Genomic DNA, 16,311 nt, shown 5'->3' on the forward strand with positions numbered 1-16,311 from the left:
CTCTCGATCGCCTTGGACCACCGGTACTTGTTTCGCTACCCGGTAATCGCCGGGCTAACCACACCGGACAGAAGCGGTGGAAGAAGTTCGCGGAGAATGTCGACACCGTCGCGGCTGAGAACCGACTCGGGGTGGAACTGGACGCCGGCGAAACCCTCGCCCCGCAGCGCGTGGACCGTGTCGTCGGCCGGGTCCACGGCCAGTTCCACCGGCCCGTGGCCGGTGACGGCCACGTCTCCGGGGGCGACCGCGGAGAAGCTGGAGTAGAAGCCGACCCGGCGGACCGTCCCGAACAGGTCGATGTCACGGGCCAGGCCCTGATAGGGCGAGTCGCGCCGGGCCAGCGACAACCCGAGCAGCGAGGCGAGGATCTGCTGGCCCAGGCAGACGGCGAAGAGTGGGCGGCCGGCCGCGAGCCGGGAGCCGAGCAGACCGTGCAACGCCGCCATCTTCGGGTCGCCGAGGTCCGAGGGGTCACCGGGGCCCGGCCCGAACACCACCAGATCAGCGTCGTCGAGTCCGGCTCGGCCGAGAGCGGCCGCGGCGGTCCAGGGCACGACCGTGACGGTCAGGCCCAGGGCTTTCAGCTGGTGGGCGAGCATCGCGGTGAAGGTGTCCTCGGCGTCGACGACCAGCGCGTGCCGGCCGGCCAGGGCCGGGACCGTCAGGGCGCCCGGCGCGCGCGAGTCGAGCCAGAATCGGGCCAGGTCGTCGTTGCGGGCGGCGAGCAGGGCCCGCACCTCCTCCGACTGTGCGGTACCCCGTACCGGCAGAGGGTGAGAGTCGACCGCGCCCAGCGCGGACAGCAGGCCGGCCGCCTTGGTGTGGGTCTCGGCGACCTCGCCCGCCGGGGTGGAGTGCCGGACCAGGGTGGCGCCGACCGGCACGCGAAGGACGCCGTCGGGGGTGATCTCGGCGGTGCGGATCAGGATGGGCGCGTCGAGGGTCTGCCTGCCGTCGGCGTCGTGGTCGAGCAGCGCGAGGACGCCGGCGTAGTAGCGGCGGCCGCGGCGTTCGTGGCGGGCGATGACGCGGCAGGCGTTCTCGATCGGGCTGCCGGTGACGGTGGGGGCGAACATGGTCTCCCGGAGCACCTCGCGGACGTCGAGAGAACCGCGGCCGGCCAGCAGATACTCGGTGTGGGTGAGGCGGGCCATCTCCTTCAGATAGGGGCCGGCGACCTGGCCGCCGTGTTCGGCGACGGTCGCCATCATCTTGAGCTCCTCGTCGAGGACCATGTAGAGCTCCTCGATCTCCTTGGGGTCGCGCAGGAAGTCGAGGAGGTCCCCGGAGCCGTTGCGGAACGTGCCGCTGATCGGGTTCATCATGACGATGCCGTCGAGGACGCTGACGTGCCGTTCGGGGGTCGCCCCGACGAGGATCCGGTTGCCGGTGTCGACCAGGAACGTCCAGTAGGTGCCCTGCTCTCCGGTGAGCAGGCGGCCGAAGGCGGCACGCGCCGCGGCGAGCGGATCACCCTCGACGGCGGCCCGGTAGACGCGGTGGATCACGAAGTTGGCGCCGGCGCCGTGGCCGATCTCGTTCGCGAGCACGTCGGTGACGACCCGGCCGTACTCGTCGTCGGACAGATCGAAGCCGCCGTCACGCAGGGTCAGCGGCCCGGCCGGGAAATTCGCCAGCGGCTCGGTATGACGCGACGTCACCAGCAGGCACTCCAGCGGGGCGCCGTCGTCGACGCAGTCGAAGCCGCGTTCGGTGACCTGTCGGTAGGGGATCACCGCGAGCACGGGCGTGCCGGGGACCATCGGGATGTCGGCGAGCGTGGCGACGGTGACGACGTCCCCGGTGAGAACTTCGACGTGGTCGGCGCCGTCACGGTGCAGCAGGGCGAATGGCATGGGTCCTCGTTTCGGCTGGGAAGCCGCCGGGCCGAGGACCGGCCACAACGCGAAACGGCCGCCTCAGCGAGGCGGCCGCGGTTGGTCAACGCGCGGAAGGTGGCCGCCTTTCAGGCGGGCCACCACATGGTCAAACGTGCGCGCATGGCGGAAAGCTTACGGCCGGCCCGCAGGTTGCGCCAGTACGCGTGGCGGTCGGTCTTCAGACGGCGAACGCCGAGCGGACCGCGTCGCGGGCCCACCGCATCCGCCCGATCGCGCAGTCGGGGTGTTCGCCGTACTCCTGGGCGACCAGTTCGGCGCAGCCGTCCTCGCCGAGCCGGCCGACCACGTCGGTCACCGTCGCCCGGATCGTCTCCGCCGTCGGCCGCCATGACCGTTGCAGGTCAGATGCGAAGAGCGCTTCGCAGCGCACGTCATCGATCGTCGCGTTCATCGGTTTCCTCCCCAGCGGTGGTGGTGCCGGTGCCGGTCTGGAGATCAGCACACCGCACGCCGGCTGCAACTCCGGTCGCGCCCGGGTGCGGCACGGTTGCGGAGCACTTGGCGAAGACCACCCTCATCAGGGCTTTTATCGGTATATGGTCCGAGCACACAGTCCAACGGATCGGGGGAAGCCGCGTGACGACCGTCCTGGTGGCCGATGACGACGCCGACATCCGCGACCTGGTGGCGTTCAAGCTGGAGCAGGCGGGGCTGGAAGTCCTGGCGGTCGGTGACGGTCAAGCCGCCGTGGAGACGGCACGGGCCTACCTTCCGGCGCTCGCCGTGCTGGACGTGTCGATGCCGGGGCTCTCGGGCATCGACGTGTGCCGGGCGCTGCGCGCCGAGCCCTCCACCGCGGGCATGCTGATCATCATGCTGACCGCCCGGGTGCAGGAACAGGACGTCGAAGGCGGGTTCAACGCCGGCGCCGACGACTATGTGACCAAGCCGTTCAGCCCGCGTGAGCTGGTCTCCCGAATCCAGGCGCTGCTCACGCGGGCGCGTACCTGACGTCAGTTCGCGGCCTCCACCATCTTGTCCAGGTCGCCGGCGTTCAGCGGGCTGCCGGGGAAGGACGCCATCCGGCTCAGTGGCAGGCTGCCGAGCATCATCAACACCTCCGGGTTGGCGGTCATCGCCGCCGTCGGGCCGTCGGACGCGCCCGCCGCCGCGGCGAACGCCGCGCCGAGCACCTCGGCGCCGCGCGGGTCGGCCAGCCACTCGCCGACGCTGGACTCGCGGGTCAGCGGCACCCGGGCCGGGTCGCAGGCGACGCGCACGGTCACCGAGGCGCGCACGTCTCGCGACGAGGAACCCACCTCGATCAGGTACTCGCCGCCCTCGACGATCCACCGGCCGAGCCGGGTGTCCCAGTACGCGAGATCCGCACGCTCGATGACCAGCCGCGCCTCGACCGTGTCCCCGGCGGTGACCGGCACGCTGGCGAACGCCTTCAACTCCCGCGGGGCCCGGCGCACCCGGGAACCGGGCAGGCTCACATATGCCTGCACCACCTCGCGCCCGTCCCGGCCGCCGGTGTTGGTCACCGGGACGCCGACCTCGACGCCGGCCGCGGTCGCCGTGGCCTGGACCGCGCCGTAACCGAAGGTGGTGTACGACAGGCCGAAACCGAACGGGTACGCCACCTCCTGGCCGCGCGCGTCGAAGCCACGGTAGCCGACGTGCAGGCCCTCGCCGTACCGGACGTGGCCGTGCTCGCCGGGGAAGTCCAGGTAGGACGGGTGGTCGGCGAGCTTCACCGGGATCGTCTCGGCGAGCCGCCCGGACGGGTTGACCCGCCCGAACAGCACGTCGGCGATGGCGCTGCCGCCGGCCTGCCCGAGCAGCCAGCCCTCCAGCAGCGCCGGCACGTTCTCGTCCCAGGGCTTCGTCGCGAGGACCGCGCCGTTGGAGAGCACCACGATTGTCCTCGGGTTGACCGCCGCGACCCGCTCGATCAGCGCGAGCTGCGCGGCCGGCAGGTCGATCGACTCGCGGTCGGCGCCCTCGGTCTCGTGCACGCTGCCCACGAACACGATCGCCACGTCCTTGCCGGCCGCGACCGCCACGGCCTCGTCCAGCAGCCTCTCGTCCGGGTCGCCCTGCGTGGTGTAGCCGGCGGCGAACGCGACCTCGGCGCCGGTCGACGCGGTGATCTCGGTGAGCGCGTCGTCGAGCCTCGTCGGGGTGATCTGCGAGCTGCCGCCGCCCTGGTAACGCGGCGTGCGCGCGAACTCGCCGAGCACCGCGAGCGTCCGGTTCTCTCCCAGCGGCAGCAGGTCACCGTCGTTCTTCAGCAGGACGATCGCCCTGGCGGCGATCTCCCGGGCCAGCGCGTGGTGCGCCTCGGCGTCATAGCTTCCGGCGGGCCGTTCCCCGGCCTTCTCGATCATCTTGCGTACGCGCTCCGCGCTGAGCCGTAGCGTCCGCGCGTCGAGCCGTCCCGCCTCGACGGCGTCGGCGAGCGCGCGGTCGCCCGCGGCGTCCGGCCCCGGCATGGTCAGGTCGAGACCCGCGGCGACCGCCCGCACCCGGTCGACCACCGCGCCCCAGTCGGAGACGACCAGGCCCTCGAAGCCCCACTCGCCGCGCAGCACCTCGGTGAGCAGCCAGTGGTGCTCGCTCGCGTACACCCCGTTGATCTTGTTGTAGGCGCACATGACGGTCCACGGCTGGGCCCGGGTGACCACCTTCTGGAAGGCCCGCAGGTACATCTCCCGCAGCGTGCGCTCGTCGACGTCGGCGCTGATCCGCATGCGGTCGGTCTCCTGGTTGTTGACCGCGAAGTGTTTCAGCGACGCGCCGACGCCCCGGCTCTGCAGGCCGCGCACCCACGCGGTGGCGAGCACGCCGGTCAGGATCGGGTCCTCGGAGAAGTACTCGAAGTTGCGGCCGCCGAGCGGGCTGCGCTTGAGGTTGACGCCCGGCCCGAGCAGCACCGCCACGTCCTGCGCGCGGCACTCGTCGCCGAGCGCCCGGCCCATCCGGTGCAGCAGCTCCGGGTCCCAGGTGGAGGCGCCGGCCACCGCGGGCGGGAAGCAGGTCGCCGGGACGCCGGCCAGCAGGTCGCCGCCGGACGCCTGCATGCGCACACCGTGCGGGCCGTCGGTCACGGTGACGGCGGGAATGCCCGCGGACTCGATCGCCTCGGTGCTCCAGAAGTCGCCGCCGCTGGTGATCGCTGCCTGTTCCGAGGTGCTGAGTTCCATCGGCTCCGCCTTACTGAGTACCTACTAGGTATTAACTAGCACGAAACATAGCCAGGTCAGCGGCCGTGTGACAAGAGGTGGCTGGTAGTAAGTACCTGTGCAGAGTTCCCCAGCGTTCCGACGCGAACGCGCCCGGTTACCCGCTGCCGAACGCCGTCGGCAGATCCTTGAGGTGACCACGAAACTGATCGCCGAGCGCGGCTTCTGGGGTCTGTCGATGCAGGACGTGGCGGACGGCTGCGGCCTGACCGTCCCCGGCATGCTGCACCACGTCGGCTCCAAGGACAGCCTGCTCGTCGCCGTGCTGGAACACCGTGACGAACAGGACGCCACATCCCTCGCCGAGCAGCTCGGCGTGCCCGTGCACCAGCTCTGGACCGAAGGGGCGCCCCGCGTCACGCTCCCGCAGATCTGCTCGGCGCTGGTCCGGCGCAACGCCGGGCAGCCCGAGATCGTCCGGCTCTTCGCCGTGCTGGAGGCCGAGTCGCTCGCCCCCGGCCACCCCGCCCACGACTACTTCCGGGCACGCCAGCGGCGCATCCTCACCACGATGTCCGCGCTGGCGGAGGGCCACGTGCCCGACCCGCGGGCACTGGCCGGGCAGGTCGTCGCCCTGATGGACGGCCTGCAGATCCTCTGGCTGCGCGAACCCGAGACGATCGACCTGATCACCGCCTGGGAGGCGGCCGCCGGCCGGCTCTTCGCCGGCCTCTTCCGGTGAGTCCGGGCTTTCGGGTCGCTGAGTTCTCGGGGGCGCCGGGCTTTCGGGTCGCTGAGTTCTCGGGGCGCCGGGCTTCCGGGTCGCTGAGTTCTCGGGCCGCTAGGCTTTCGGGTCGTCGGCGCCCAGCCAGGAGCGGACCTCGGCGCACTCCTCGTCGGTGAGGGCGATCGCGGCCGCGTCCGCCCGGTTGAGCACGTTGTCGGCGAACGCCGCGGCGATCTCGTCGGCGTCCGGCGGCGGCTGCCGATAGAGCGGGGCGCCACCGAAGGCGGTGCCCCGGGTCACGAACGCGATCGCCGACCGGCTCACGTCCACCCCCTGCTCGGCGAGCAGATCCCGGGCCCAGCGGGTCGCCTCGGTCAGGTTGAAGTGGTGCGACGCCGCGTAGTCCGCCAGCGCGCGATAGACCGGTGGCCACATCTCACGCGGCAGCCGCGGCAGTCCCAGCGGCGCGCTGAGCCGCACCACCGGTTCCGGGGCCGGACCGGTCGAACCCGCCGTCTCCGGCGGGCCGTGCCGGCTGTCGTCCCAGACGAAATGATTCGAGAACTTGACGTACGGAAGCCGCAGGCTCTCCAGCGCGCGGACGAAACCACCGAACCCGAACCAGTTCGTGTCGTCCACCCCGCTGCCGAGCTGCCTGCGCAGGTCGTGGGCGAGCGACGCCAGGTTGAGCGGGCCGGGCGCCGCGGTGAACCGCCAGCTCACCAGGTCACGGAACTGCTCGTAGGAGGCCTCCGGCTCGGCCTCGCCGGGCGTGACGACCACCACCGGGTCCTCGCTGTCGACCGGCTCGCCCTGCACCAGCTCCAGCAGTTCCTGGCTGGTGATCAGCCGGTCGGCGACCGAGGTGAAAGCCAGCGCCGCGTCGGCCGGGGAGACGATCGTGGTCCGCCGGTCGGACCGTCGCAACCGCACCAGCAACGGCGTCATGTCCGAGTCGCCGGACGCGATCACGAACTCCTCGTACGGCACCGGATCGGCCAGCGCGTCCACCGCGTCGACCACCATCCGGATGTCGGCGGCGTTCTTGGTGTGCGTCAGCCGCGGGCAGTCGATCACCTCGAAACCCGCGTTCACGAAGAACGGCCGGAAACGCGAGTAGTAAAGCCGCTGCAGGCCGCTCGCCGGATCGGGGTGCGGCACCCAGCCACCCGGGTTCATGTAGCACCGAAGGATCAACCAGCGGCGCGGACCCTCCACCGTCAGTGACGTGGTCAGCCGGGACAGCCAGGCCCCCGGCTCCTCGGCGAACTGGATCGCCACGTCGGGGTCCTGCCTGATCAGCGCGCTGAACACATTGTCGAAGTCCAGGTACAGCGCGGCACGTACGCGATCCATGTCCGAAACCTACCCCGCGTCGCACATCGAGGGCGGCTGGCACGCTCCGAAACACGGTTTGCTGAGGTGACACCGCCGCCGCCGAAGGAGCCGCCGTTGCACCTCGCTCAGGTCCTCGATGTGATCGAGACACTGTTCCAGGCCTGTGGGCACCCGGAGATCGAGGCGGTGGAACGCTTCGGCTCGGACACCGTGCCCGGCGGCCCGTCCCCGTCCGGTGTCCGAATCCGATACGTCGACGGCGCTCTGGCGTACCTCTGGGGCGCGGTCTGGCCGTCGGAGACGGACCTGCCGACCCCGGAGACGCTGCCGCCACCGGCCGGCCGTCGCCCGGACCGTGTCGCGGTCCTCGCCGCGCTGCTGCTCGACGCGGCCCGTCCGGCCGGCTTCCGGTCCTGGCGACTCGTCGCGCTGCGTGACCTCGGCCCGTCCGACGAACGTGGCAAGGTGCCGCGCGGGCTGCGGATCGTCTGCGCCGACGGCACCTCGCTGCTGCTGCGCGCGACCGCCGCAGGCGGGCCGGAACGCGCCCCCGAGGAGGAGCCCTACCCGGACTGGCGGATCCCCGGCGGGGGCTGAACCGGCACTGTCCTCGCCGCTGGACGTTCGTACCTTGTCCGTGAATGCTCTTTTTCGTTGACCCCGGCGACCGTTTCCTGTCGCGGGCGTTCGTTCCTTGTCGCCGGCGTGCGTCACCTGTCGCTTCTCGTCGCCGGGAAGCCGTTTCAGGAGTCGGACATGGACGCTCCCATGCCATTGCCGGTGGAGAGGTAAGTGGTGCCGGGCAGCCCGGCCCGTGCGGTCCGCGGGCCCTCGGCCGCCGCCGGATCCACCGACCGGAACGACGTCTCGGTGAAACGGGGCGCCTGCCAGCTGTTGTCGCTCGGTTTCGCGCCCGCCGACAGACTGTTCTCGCCCTGGGCGTTGCCGACCGCCACGTTGTTGCGCAGCACCGCCGGGGCGGTGCTCAGCGCGAAGCCGAGGCCGGTGTTCCGGAACGCGGTGTTGTTGCCCAGCTCGATCGCCGCGGTGTTGCCCTCGTCGACGAAGCCGTGCCCGCTGTTGCCCCACGAGGCGTTGTGCCGGAGCGTGTGGGCCGCGTTCACCGCCGGGGTCCCGCCGCCCAGCGCGAACCCGTTCGCCCCGTTGCGGTACGACCAGTTGTGCTGAACCGACACCCGGCCGCGGAACGAACCCAGATCGATGCCGTCCTGACCGTTGCGGAACACCCGGTTGCCGCGGAGCGTGTTCCCCTCGCCGGCGCCGAACTGCACCGACAGCCCGGAGCCCCGGTTGGCGTAGAAGTCGCTGTCCAGCACCTGGTTGCCGGTCGTCCCGTCGTTGCGCAGCATCAGCCCGACACCGGCGTTGTCATGCACCGCGAGCCGCTCGAAGACGTTGTTCGTGCAGGCCAGGCAGGTCCAGGTGGCATTGCGTGCGCCGGTGACCTCGATGTCGCGCACCGTCCAGTGCGACGCCCGCTGAGTGATCGCCCACTGGTCGGCCGGTATGCCCGAGGCGTCGATCACCGCGCGTTCGGAGCCGTACCCGCTGAGCGTCACCCGCTGCGACGCGGTCCCGCTCGTACTGATCGAGATCGGACTCGTCGGCCGGTAGGTGCCACCGCGCAGCGCGATCGTCTGACCCGGCTTCACCACCGAGACCGCCTTGGCCACCGAGGCGAACGGGCGGGCCAGGCTGCCGTCACCGTCGTCCGAGCCGTTCGGCGCCACGTAGACGTCGGCCCCGCTCACGCCCAGGCCGGGGGCCGCCCGGTCGGCCGGGGTGGCCTTCGGGGCGGCGGAGGCAGCGCTCACACCGGGACTGGCCGCGGTCGACGGCCCCGCCGTCGCCGTCACCCCGGGCGAGGCGGTGATCGTCAGTGCCGGACCGAGCGACGCCGGAGCCTCCGGCTCGTTCACCACGGCCAGGGTCAGGCCGCCACCCGCCGCGACGGTCGCCGCCACCGCGGCCGCCATCAGGCCCTTGTGATGTGCCAGCGACTGCACATGGGCGACCAGCGAGGTGCCGGTGACCAGTGCCGGGGTGGCCGCTCCACCCTGGACCGCGGCCTGGATGCCGGCCCACAGCGCCACCGGCACCGGCAGCGCGGCGAAGCCGAGCAACAGCCGTTCCGGCGAGACCATCCCGGACTGGTGGACGCGGCATTTCGGGCAGTCCCGGACGTGCCGGCCCAGGCGTTTGCGCCACACCGAGTCGGCGGTCCCGTCCCAGAGACGGATCATGCCGGACAACTCCGTGCAGAGCGGCTTGGCCCGTAGCGCCCGCACCACCCCGCGGGAGAGGTCCAGCTGGGCCTTCATCCGCTGCACCTTGACCGCGGCGTGCTTCGCGCTGACATCGAGCACGGCCGCCAGCTCCGCCCGGGTCAAGTCGCCGCTGGCCTCCTGCCACCAGAGGCCGAGCAGCTCCCGGTCGCCGGCCTCCAGCCAGCGGGCGGCCTCGGCCAGTTCCCGCCGCTGCTCGGCGACGACCAGCTCGGCGGTGGTCCGCTCGGCGAAGTCGCCGACCGGGTCGGGCACGTCCACCGGCTCCGGAAGGTGGCGCGTCAGGGTCATCTTGCGCGAGCGCATGTGCATCTGGACCCGGCGGTACGCGATCGCCACCAGCCACGACCGGAACCGCTCCGGGTCACGGAGGCCACCCAGCCCGTTGATCGCCTGGAGCATGCTGTCCTGCACCAGATCGTCGACGTCCGGGTGCCCGTGCAGCGCGCGGCCGATGACGTTGTAGATCAGCGACAGATGGCCGGTGATCAGCTGGTCGCGGGCGGGCACGTCCCCACCCTGAGCCTGACGGACCAGGTCCGCGACGCTTCGCGCCACCGCTGTGTGACTCTCCGTCACCGTCTCGCTCTCTTCGTTGGAGTGCCCCCGCTGATCGGCGGAAATCGAAGGTGATGCGTGTCTTGATCCGGGTCCATGCCTGCTAGCTGCGACAACATGCTTCTGATCGTGATCGAGCCGTATCGTGGCACAGCCCTCGGAAGCCTGTAAAGCGGCCGTCGTCACGGTTCTCCGGATTTTTGTTATCGCTCCCACGGGCGTGCATCTACTCTCTGCCACCTTCGCCAGAGGCGGCGTTCACCGGTGAGAGGAGCCCCCCATGTCGTCCGGACGGAGCATGCGCGTCGGCTCGTCGCGGCGCGCCCCGCGACGGTGCCTCGCGGCGCCATGGCGTACGGCGTCCTGCCCCCTGGGTTTACGCCCCGACTCGGTCCCCGGTGGGGACATGCCTCCGGCACGGCCTGGCGGATGTCGTTGTGCCGCTCGCCGTCGTACCGGTCGCCGGTGGGCTTTGCGTTCGGGCGGTGATTTTTGTCGTACCCCATGCTTAGGCTGCGTTGGTGAGGAGGGAACCGAGCATCCTGCATGTCGACCTCGACGCGATGTTCGCCGCGGTCGAGCAGCGCGACAAAGTGTCGCTGCGCGGGATTCCGGTGATCGTCGGCGGAGTCGCCGGGCGCGGCGTGGTGGCCACCGCCTCCTACGAGGCCCGCAGATTCGGCGCGCGCTCCGCGATGCCGATGGCCCAGGCCCGCCGGCTCTGCCCACCGAACACCGCCTTCCTGTCCCCCCGGTTCCCGGCCTACCAGCGGACCAGCGCGGTCGTCATGGAACTGCTGGCCGGAGTGTCACCCCTGGTCGAGCAGGTCTCCATCGACGAGGCCTACGTCGATCTCGCCGCCGGCGGCCACGACCTCAGCCTGCGTGGTGTCACCGAGCTCGCCCACCGGCTGAAAGCGGAGATCGCCGTCGTCACCGGCGGGGTGACCGGCTCGATCGGCGCCGCCTCCAGCAAACTCCTCGCCAAGATCGGCTCCGATCTCAACAAACCCGACGGCGTCACCATCGTTCCCGCCGGTGAGGAACTGGCCGTCCTGCATCCCCTGCCGGTCCGCCGCCTCGGCGGCGTCGGCCCCGCCACGGAGCAGCGCCTGCACCGCTCCGGCATCCGCACCGTGGGCGACCTCGCCGCCAGGCCCCTCGACGACCTGGTCGACTGGTTCGGCACCGCTCATGGCCACGGCCTGTACCGCCTGGCCCGCGCCGAGGACAACCGTCCCGTCGTCAGTGAGCGCGAGGCCAAGTCCGTCTCCGCCGAGGAGACCTTCGACGTCGACCTCAACGACCCCGGCCGCCTCAACCGCGAACTCGACCTGCTCGCCACCCGCGTCGCCGGCCGCCTGCGCCGGTCCGGCCTCACCGGCCGTACCGTCAACATCAAGGTTCGCCACCCCGACTTCACCACGGTGACCCGCGCGGTGACTCGCGACCAGCCCACCGACGACGGCCGCCTGATCGCCCAGCTGGCCCGCCGCCTCCTCGCCGAGCTCAACACCTCGGGTGGTGTGCGCCTGCTCGGAGTCGGCGTGTCCACGCTGGCCGATTTCGCCCAGGACGACCTGTTCACCGCCGCCGGTGAGGACCCGCCGTTCTACTCCTTCCCCTCCCCGGCCGAGGAGGCCTCGCCCGCCGGCGCACCATCCCCTACCGCTGCGGGTCTCCCGTCGCTCTCCGCGCCTCCGGTCCCAGTTCCCTCCGCGACGCCGCTCTCCTCTAAGCCGTCGTCCTTGTCTGCTGGCGCGGTTGGACCGTCGCCGTCTGCTGCGTCGGCCGCGATGCCGCTGTCGTCCGCTGATGCGGTGTCGTCGTCGGCTGCGTCGGTCGCGATGCGGCTTACGTCCGCTGGTTCGGTCGCGCAGTCGTCGTCTGGTGGTTCGGTGTCGCCGTCTGCCGCCTCGGCGGCGACACCGCCCCCATTTGTTGACTCGTCTCCGGCGCCACCCTCGTTCGAGGTCCCAACCGCCGCCCCGCTTCTGCCTGCCCCTTCGTCTTCAGCCACGCCGGCTTCCTCTCCAGCCACGCCGACGCCGCCTGCCGCCACGCCGTCGGTGGCTGGTGCGGCTCTGCCTGCCGTTCCGGATTCCGACTCCTCTTCCTCCGCTGCTCGCGTTTCCGGGTCGCCCTGGCTCGCCGCTTCGTCCTCCGCGTCGCCATCGTCTGCCCCTGTGTCCTTCTCCGGGCCGCCCGCTCTCTCCGGGCCGCCCGCGCCGCCCACCGCGCCGGTCTGGCGTCCTGGCCAGGACGTGCGGCACGACGAGTACGGCGCCGGCTGGGTGCGAGGCAGCGGCATCGGGCGGGTCACGGTCCGCTTCGAGGGGCCACACACCCCACCGGGCCGGGTGCGCACGTTCTTCGTCGACGACCCCGCCCTGCACCCGGCGGACCCACCTGACTGGACCGTTCCCGCCCCCGACGGGCCACCGTGACCTACCTCACTGCACCGCTCTCCCTACGTCGCTCAGTGGTGCTCTGGCTGGCCCGGGAGACGGCTCAAGTACGGCTTGGTTGCCGTGCGAATTCGCGGTCAGAACTGACGTGAGGCAGCGCTTTCGCACGGCCAGCAGATCAACTCACCCGGAAAACCCACGTATATGGGGTCGGTGTCGCGTTCACCCGGCGACGAGGCATTCGCTGGTGGTGCTGGATGCCGATAGTAGGTCCCTTGCGATGGAGCCGTCCGAGAAGTCGACACCCGCTGTGGGCGTTGGTACACCCACGCCAGGTGTCAAGTTTTTCGAGGTGGCGGGGTTGATCGGCACTGTGCCGAACGACGTTGGTTCTCGATCTCAGGGGACACGCTCAGGCGACGACTGAGCAGCACGGATCGCGGAGCGAGGGGCGCGGGCGGGGGTGAGGGGCTCTGGTGTTCTGGGGTGGATGGGTGGGTGGTGGGTGGTCTGTTGGGACTGTGGAATGACGGGGGCGTCGGTGGGTACACCCGACTGGTGGTGGTGCCCCGCCGGGTTGTGCGGATGGTGCACGGCCGGGGGCTTGATCCGCGGTGATGAATGTGGCGCGGGTTGGCAACCCGGGCGGTGGGGAGTACGAACGGTCCAGGGAGGACTTTCGATGACCGCTGTTTCCCCTCGTCCCGTGCAGACGCGGCAATGGCCGGTGCGGCGTCAGATCAGAGGTTCGTGGCTCGCCCGGACACTGCGCACCACCGACGCGAAGCAGATCGGGATCATGTATCTGGCCACGGCTTTCGCGTGGTTCGTGATCGGTGGTCTGATGGCTCTGCTGATGCGGGCCGAGTTGGGCCGGCCGGGCATGCAGATGTTCTCGCCGGAGCAGTACAACCAGCTTTTCACCATGCACGGCACGATCATGCTGCTGTTCTTCGCGACGCCGATCGTGTTCGCGTTCGGCAACTTCGTGGTGCCCATTCAGATCGGCGCGCCGGACGTGGCGTTCCCGCGGCTCAACTCGTTCGCCTACTGGCTGTACTTCTTCGGCGGGCTGATCGCGTTCGGCGGATTCCTGATCCCGGGTGGGGCGGCGGACTTCGGCTGGACGGCGTACACGCCGCTGAGCACCTGGCAGCACTCGCCGGGTTACGGCGGGAACATGTGGGTGGTCGGGCTGGCGCTCTCCGGTGTCGGGACCATCCTCGGCGCGGTCAACATGATCACCACGATTCTGTGCCTGCGGGCGCCCGGGATGACCATGTTCCGGATGCCGATCATGACCTGGAACATCCTGCTCACGAGCGTACTGGTGGTCCTGGTCTTCCCGTTCCTGGCGGCCGCGCTCTTCGCCCTGGCCGCCGACCGGGTGCTCGGCGCGCAGGTCTTCAATGTGGAGACCGGCGGGCCGATGCTGTGGCAGCACCTGTTCTGGTTCTTCGGCCATCCCGAGGTCTACATCATCGCGCTGCCGTTCTTCGGGATCATCACCGAAGTGGTGCCGGTCTTCAGCCGCAAGCCGGTGTTCGGCTACAAGACCCTGGTCGCGGCGACGGTCCTGATCACGATGCTGTCGATGAGCGTGTGGGCCCACCACATGTTCGCCACCGGTCAGGTGTTGTTGCCGTTCTTCAGCCTACTCAGCTATCTGATCGCGATTCCCACCGGGATGAAGTTCTTCGTCTGGATCGGCACCATGTGGCGTGGCCAGATCACGCTGGAGACGCCGATGCTGTTCGCGGTCGGGTTCATGGTGACGTTCCTGCTGGGCGGGCTCACCGGAGTGCTGCTGGCGTCCCCGCCGGTCGACTTCCACGTCCACGACAGCTACTTCGTGGTCGCGCACTTCCACTACGTGCTGTTCGGCACGATCGTGTTCGCGGTGTTCTCCGGCGTCTATTTCTGGTTCCCGAAGATGTTCGGGCGGATGCTCGACGAGCGGCTGGGCAAGGTGCACTTCTGGCTCACCTTCCTGGGCTTCCACGCCACCTTCCTGGTGCAGCACTGGGTCGGCAACGAGGGCATGCCCCGGCGGTACGCCGACTATCTGGCGAACGACGGCTTCACCACGCTCAACATGATCTCGACGGTCGGCTCGTTCGTGCTGGGGGTGGCCACGCTGCCGTTCCTCTTCAACGTGTGGAAGTCGTACCGGGCCGGACGGGTGGTGACCGAGGACGACCCGTGGGGGCACGGGAACTCGCTGGAGTGGGCGACGTCCAGCCCGCCGCCGTTGCGCAACTTCGACCGGATGCCGCGGATCCGTTCCGAGCGGCCGGCGTTCGATCACAAGTTCCCGCAGTTGGCGGCCGGTGGGCAGTCCGCGGCCGGCCCTCCGGAGGGTGGGGCGCGGCCGCTCACCGAGGAATCCACCGGCGGCGCCAGCTATCCGGAGGACCGTACCGATCGTTGAGGTATGCGGTTATCGGGGTTTCTGCCCGCTTTGTCGATAAGTGCTCATGGCGGGGAGGGATCGAAAGCCCCGTACCCCGCAAACCGTGCGTAGCGATGAAAGATCGGACAATCCCCCTGCCGGAAGGGATCTCATGCCGATCACCCGCCGCTTCGCGCCCCTGCCCCGTTGCTCGCCGCTCCGCTCGCGTGCGGTGACCGCCGGTGTCGTCTCGCTGGTGGCCGCCCTGGCCATCCCGGCAGTTCCCGCCACCGCGTCGCCCGGTTCCCCGGCCGCCCGGGACTGCGCCGCCGGTGATTTCACCGCACGCGCCCAGGCCGACCTCGCCAAGATCACCCTGCTGGATCCGGGACCGCTCGCCACCGGCCTGCCCACGCTCGCCGACGTCCGGCTCGCCTCCGCGAAGGGCAGTGTGGACAGCGCCGCCCGCCCGTACAAGAGCATCGCCGCCGGCCGGCACGCCGACGCCAGGGTCCTCGGACTGCCGGCCGGCGGGGCCGCCGCAAGACACGCGGCGCCGAGCCGCGGCGGGCCGGACGTGAGGGACCTGGTGACCTTTCAAGCGGCCGGGCTCGCCACCGCCGACGTCGGCAGATCGACGGCGCACGCCCTGTGGGACGACGGCTACCGGTGCGCGAAGACCGGGCCGCTGACCAGATCGGCGACCATGCTCAGCGGCCTGTCCGTCCTCGGCGGCGACACCCCGGCCATGCGGGCCGGCGCTCTCCGCACCAGTCTGCTGCGGATGGGGCCGACCGGCTCGGCCCGGAGCGCGACCGATCTGGTGCCTCTCGGGAACGGGCGGACCGGCGTACGTTCCCACGCCGGCGCCGACCTCGGCGACCTGAGCCTCTTCGCCGGCACCCCGCAGGAGATCTCCGTCAAGATCGTCAGCCAGCCCGAGCTGGAGGTCGTCGCCGGCGGTGACCGGGCCCGCTCCAAGGTCACCTACCGGCCGGCGGTGTTGCGGGTGACCACGGCCGGCAGACCGGCCGACCTGCTCGAGCATGCCGGTGCCGTCGTCTCGCTCGGCGTGCTCGGCGGCGTCGACCGGGGCAGCCCTGTGGCGCTCGAGGTACGGCTGTCGCTCGGTGAGGTGAGACAGTCCGGGGGCGGCCGCCAGGTCCAGGCCGAGGCCGCGACAGTGCGGGTCGAGGTCAAGGTGGGTATGGCGCACCTGCTCGACGTGACCCTCGGCGACCTGTCGGTGGCGGCCTGCGCGCCGGCGCCGGTCCGCGGTGACAAGCCGCGCCCGCGCGACGGTGGCTCGCTGCTCCCGCCACCGGTCGGTGTCGCGCAGCCCGCCGGTTCCCCGGCTCCGGGTGACTCCCCGCCTGCGGCATCGGCCCCCGAGCCCGCCGGACCCGCCGAACCTTCCGGGGGTACGAGCGGCGACCTCGCTCTGACCGGCGCCGATGTGAGCATCTTCGGGTTCGCGGGCGCCGGCCTGGTCCTCGCCGGCCTCATCTCGCTGCTGCTCACCCGCCGCCCCGCCCGCGGCTGACCTCGCG

General features: G+C 70.9%; 11 protein-coding genes. 6 read left to right on the top strand and 5 right to left on the bottom strand.

Going from position 1 to position 16,311, the window contains the following annotated elements; genetic code table 11:
- Nucleotides 1–35: 35 nt before the first annotated feature.
- Both QLQ12_RS28120 and QLQ12_RS28125 read right to left on the bottom strand, forming a co-directional pair.
- Complete coding sequence (locus QLQ12_RS28120; protein WP_282763549.1) at nucleotides 36–1,859, bottom strand: anthranilate synthase family protein; 1,824 nt, start codon at nucleotides 1,857–1,859, stop codon at nucleotides 36–38.
- 202 nt (nucleotides 1,860–2,061) lie between these two features.
- Nucleotides 2,062–2,295: a hypothetical protein gene (locus QLQ12_RS28125; RefSeq protein WP_282763550.1), complete on the bottom strand. Its 234-nt coding sequence runs from the start codon at nucleotides 2,293–2,295 to the stop codon at nucleotides 2,062–2,064.
- Between the two features lie 185 nt (nucleotides 2,296–2,480).
- Between QLQ12_RS28125 and QLQ12_RS28130 the strand changes: the two genes are divergently transcribed.
- Entirely contained in the window at nucleotides 2,481–2,855 is a 375-nt protein-coding gene (locus tag QLQ12_RS28130; protein ID WP_282763551.1) for a response regulator transcription factor, read from the top strand.
- A gap of 2 nt (nucleotides 2,856–2,857) precedes the next feature.
- On the opposite strand, the gene QLQ12_RS28135 is transcribed toward QLQ12_RS28130, so the two are convergent.
- A complete protein-coding gene (locus QLQ12_RS28135; RefSeq protein WP_282763552.1) occupies nucleotides 2,858–5,053 on the bottom strand; it encodes a glycoside hydrolase family 3 C-terminal domain-containing protein in 2,196 nt (731 codons plus the stop codon).
- Nucleotides 5,054–5,225: 172 nt separating this feature from the next.
- Between QLQ12_RS28135 and QLQ12_RS28140 the strand changes: the two genes are divergently transcribed.
- Complete coding sequence (locus QLQ12_RS28140; protein ID WP_282763553.1) at nucleotides 5,226–5,774, top strand: TetR/AcrR family transcriptional regulator; 549 nt, start codon at nucleotides 5,226–5,228, stop codon at nucleotides 5,772–5,774.
- 99 nt (nucleotides 5,775–5,873) lie between these two features.
- On the opposite strand, the gene QLQ12_RS28145 is transcribed toward QLQ12_RS28140, so the two are convergent.
- Nucleotides 5,874–7,115, bottom strand: coding sequence for an NYN domain-containing protein (locus tag QLQ12_RS28145; RefSeq protein ID WP_282763554.1), 1,242 nt, complete (start codon nucleotides 7,113–7,115; stop codon nucleotides 5,874–5,876).
- 96 nt (nucleotides 7,116–7,211) lie between these two features.
- On the opposite strand from QLQ12_RS28145, the gene QLQ12_RS28150 reads away from it, so the two are divergent.
- A complete protein-coding gene (locus tag QLQ12_RS28150; protein WP_282763555.1) occupies nucleotides 7,212–7,694 on the top strand; it encodes a hypothetical protein in 483 nt (160 codons plus the stop codon).
- Between the two features lie 146 nt (nucleotides 7,695–7,840).
- Here QLQ12_RS28150 and QLQ12_RS28155 read toward each other — a convergent pair whose 3' ends face one another.
- Nucleotides 7,841–9,961, bottom strand: a complete 2,121-nt coding sequence (locus QLQ12_RS28155) for a sigma-70 family RNA polymerase sigma factor (RefSeq protein WP_282763557.1) — start codon at nucleotides 9,959–9,961, stop codon at nucleotides 7,841–7,843.
- Between the two features lie 521 nt (nucleotides 9,962–10,482).
- Between QLQ12_RS28155 and QLQ12_RS28160 the strand changes: the two genes are divergently transcribed.
- The 3 genes from QLQ12_RS28160 (at nucleotide 10,483) to QLQ12_RS28170 (ending at nucleotide 16,304) form a co-directional block, all read left to right on the top strand.
- A complete protein-coding gene (locus QLQ12_RS28160; RefSeq protein WP_282763558.1) occupies nucleotides 10,483–12,408 on the top strand; it encodes a DNA polymerase IV in 1,926 nt (641 codons plus the stop codon).
- 643 nt (nucleotides 12,409–13,051) lie between these two features.
- Nucleotides 13,052–14,800 carry an aa3-type cytochrome oxidase subunit I gene (gene ctaD / locus QLQ12_RS28165; RefSeq protein ID WP_282763559.1) on the top strand — a complete coding sequence of 583 codons (1,749 nt, stop codon included), beginning with the start codon at nucleotides 13,052–13,054 and terminating at the stop codon, nucleotides 14,798–14,800.
- Nucleotides 14,801–14,933: 133 nt separating this feature from the next.
- Nucleotides 14,934–16,304, top strand: coding sequence for a hypothetical protein (locus QLQ12_RS28170; protein ID WP_282763560.1), 1,371 nt, complete (start codon nucleotides 14,934–14,936; stop codon nucleotides 16,302–16,304).
- Nucleotides 16,305–16,311 lie beyond the last annotated feature (7 nt).

It is taken from the genome of Actinoplanes sandaracinus (assembly GCF_030009775.1).
Lineage (GTDB): Bacteria > Actinomycetota > Actinomycetes > Mycobacteriales > Micromonosporaceae > Actinoplanes > Actinoplanes sandaracinus.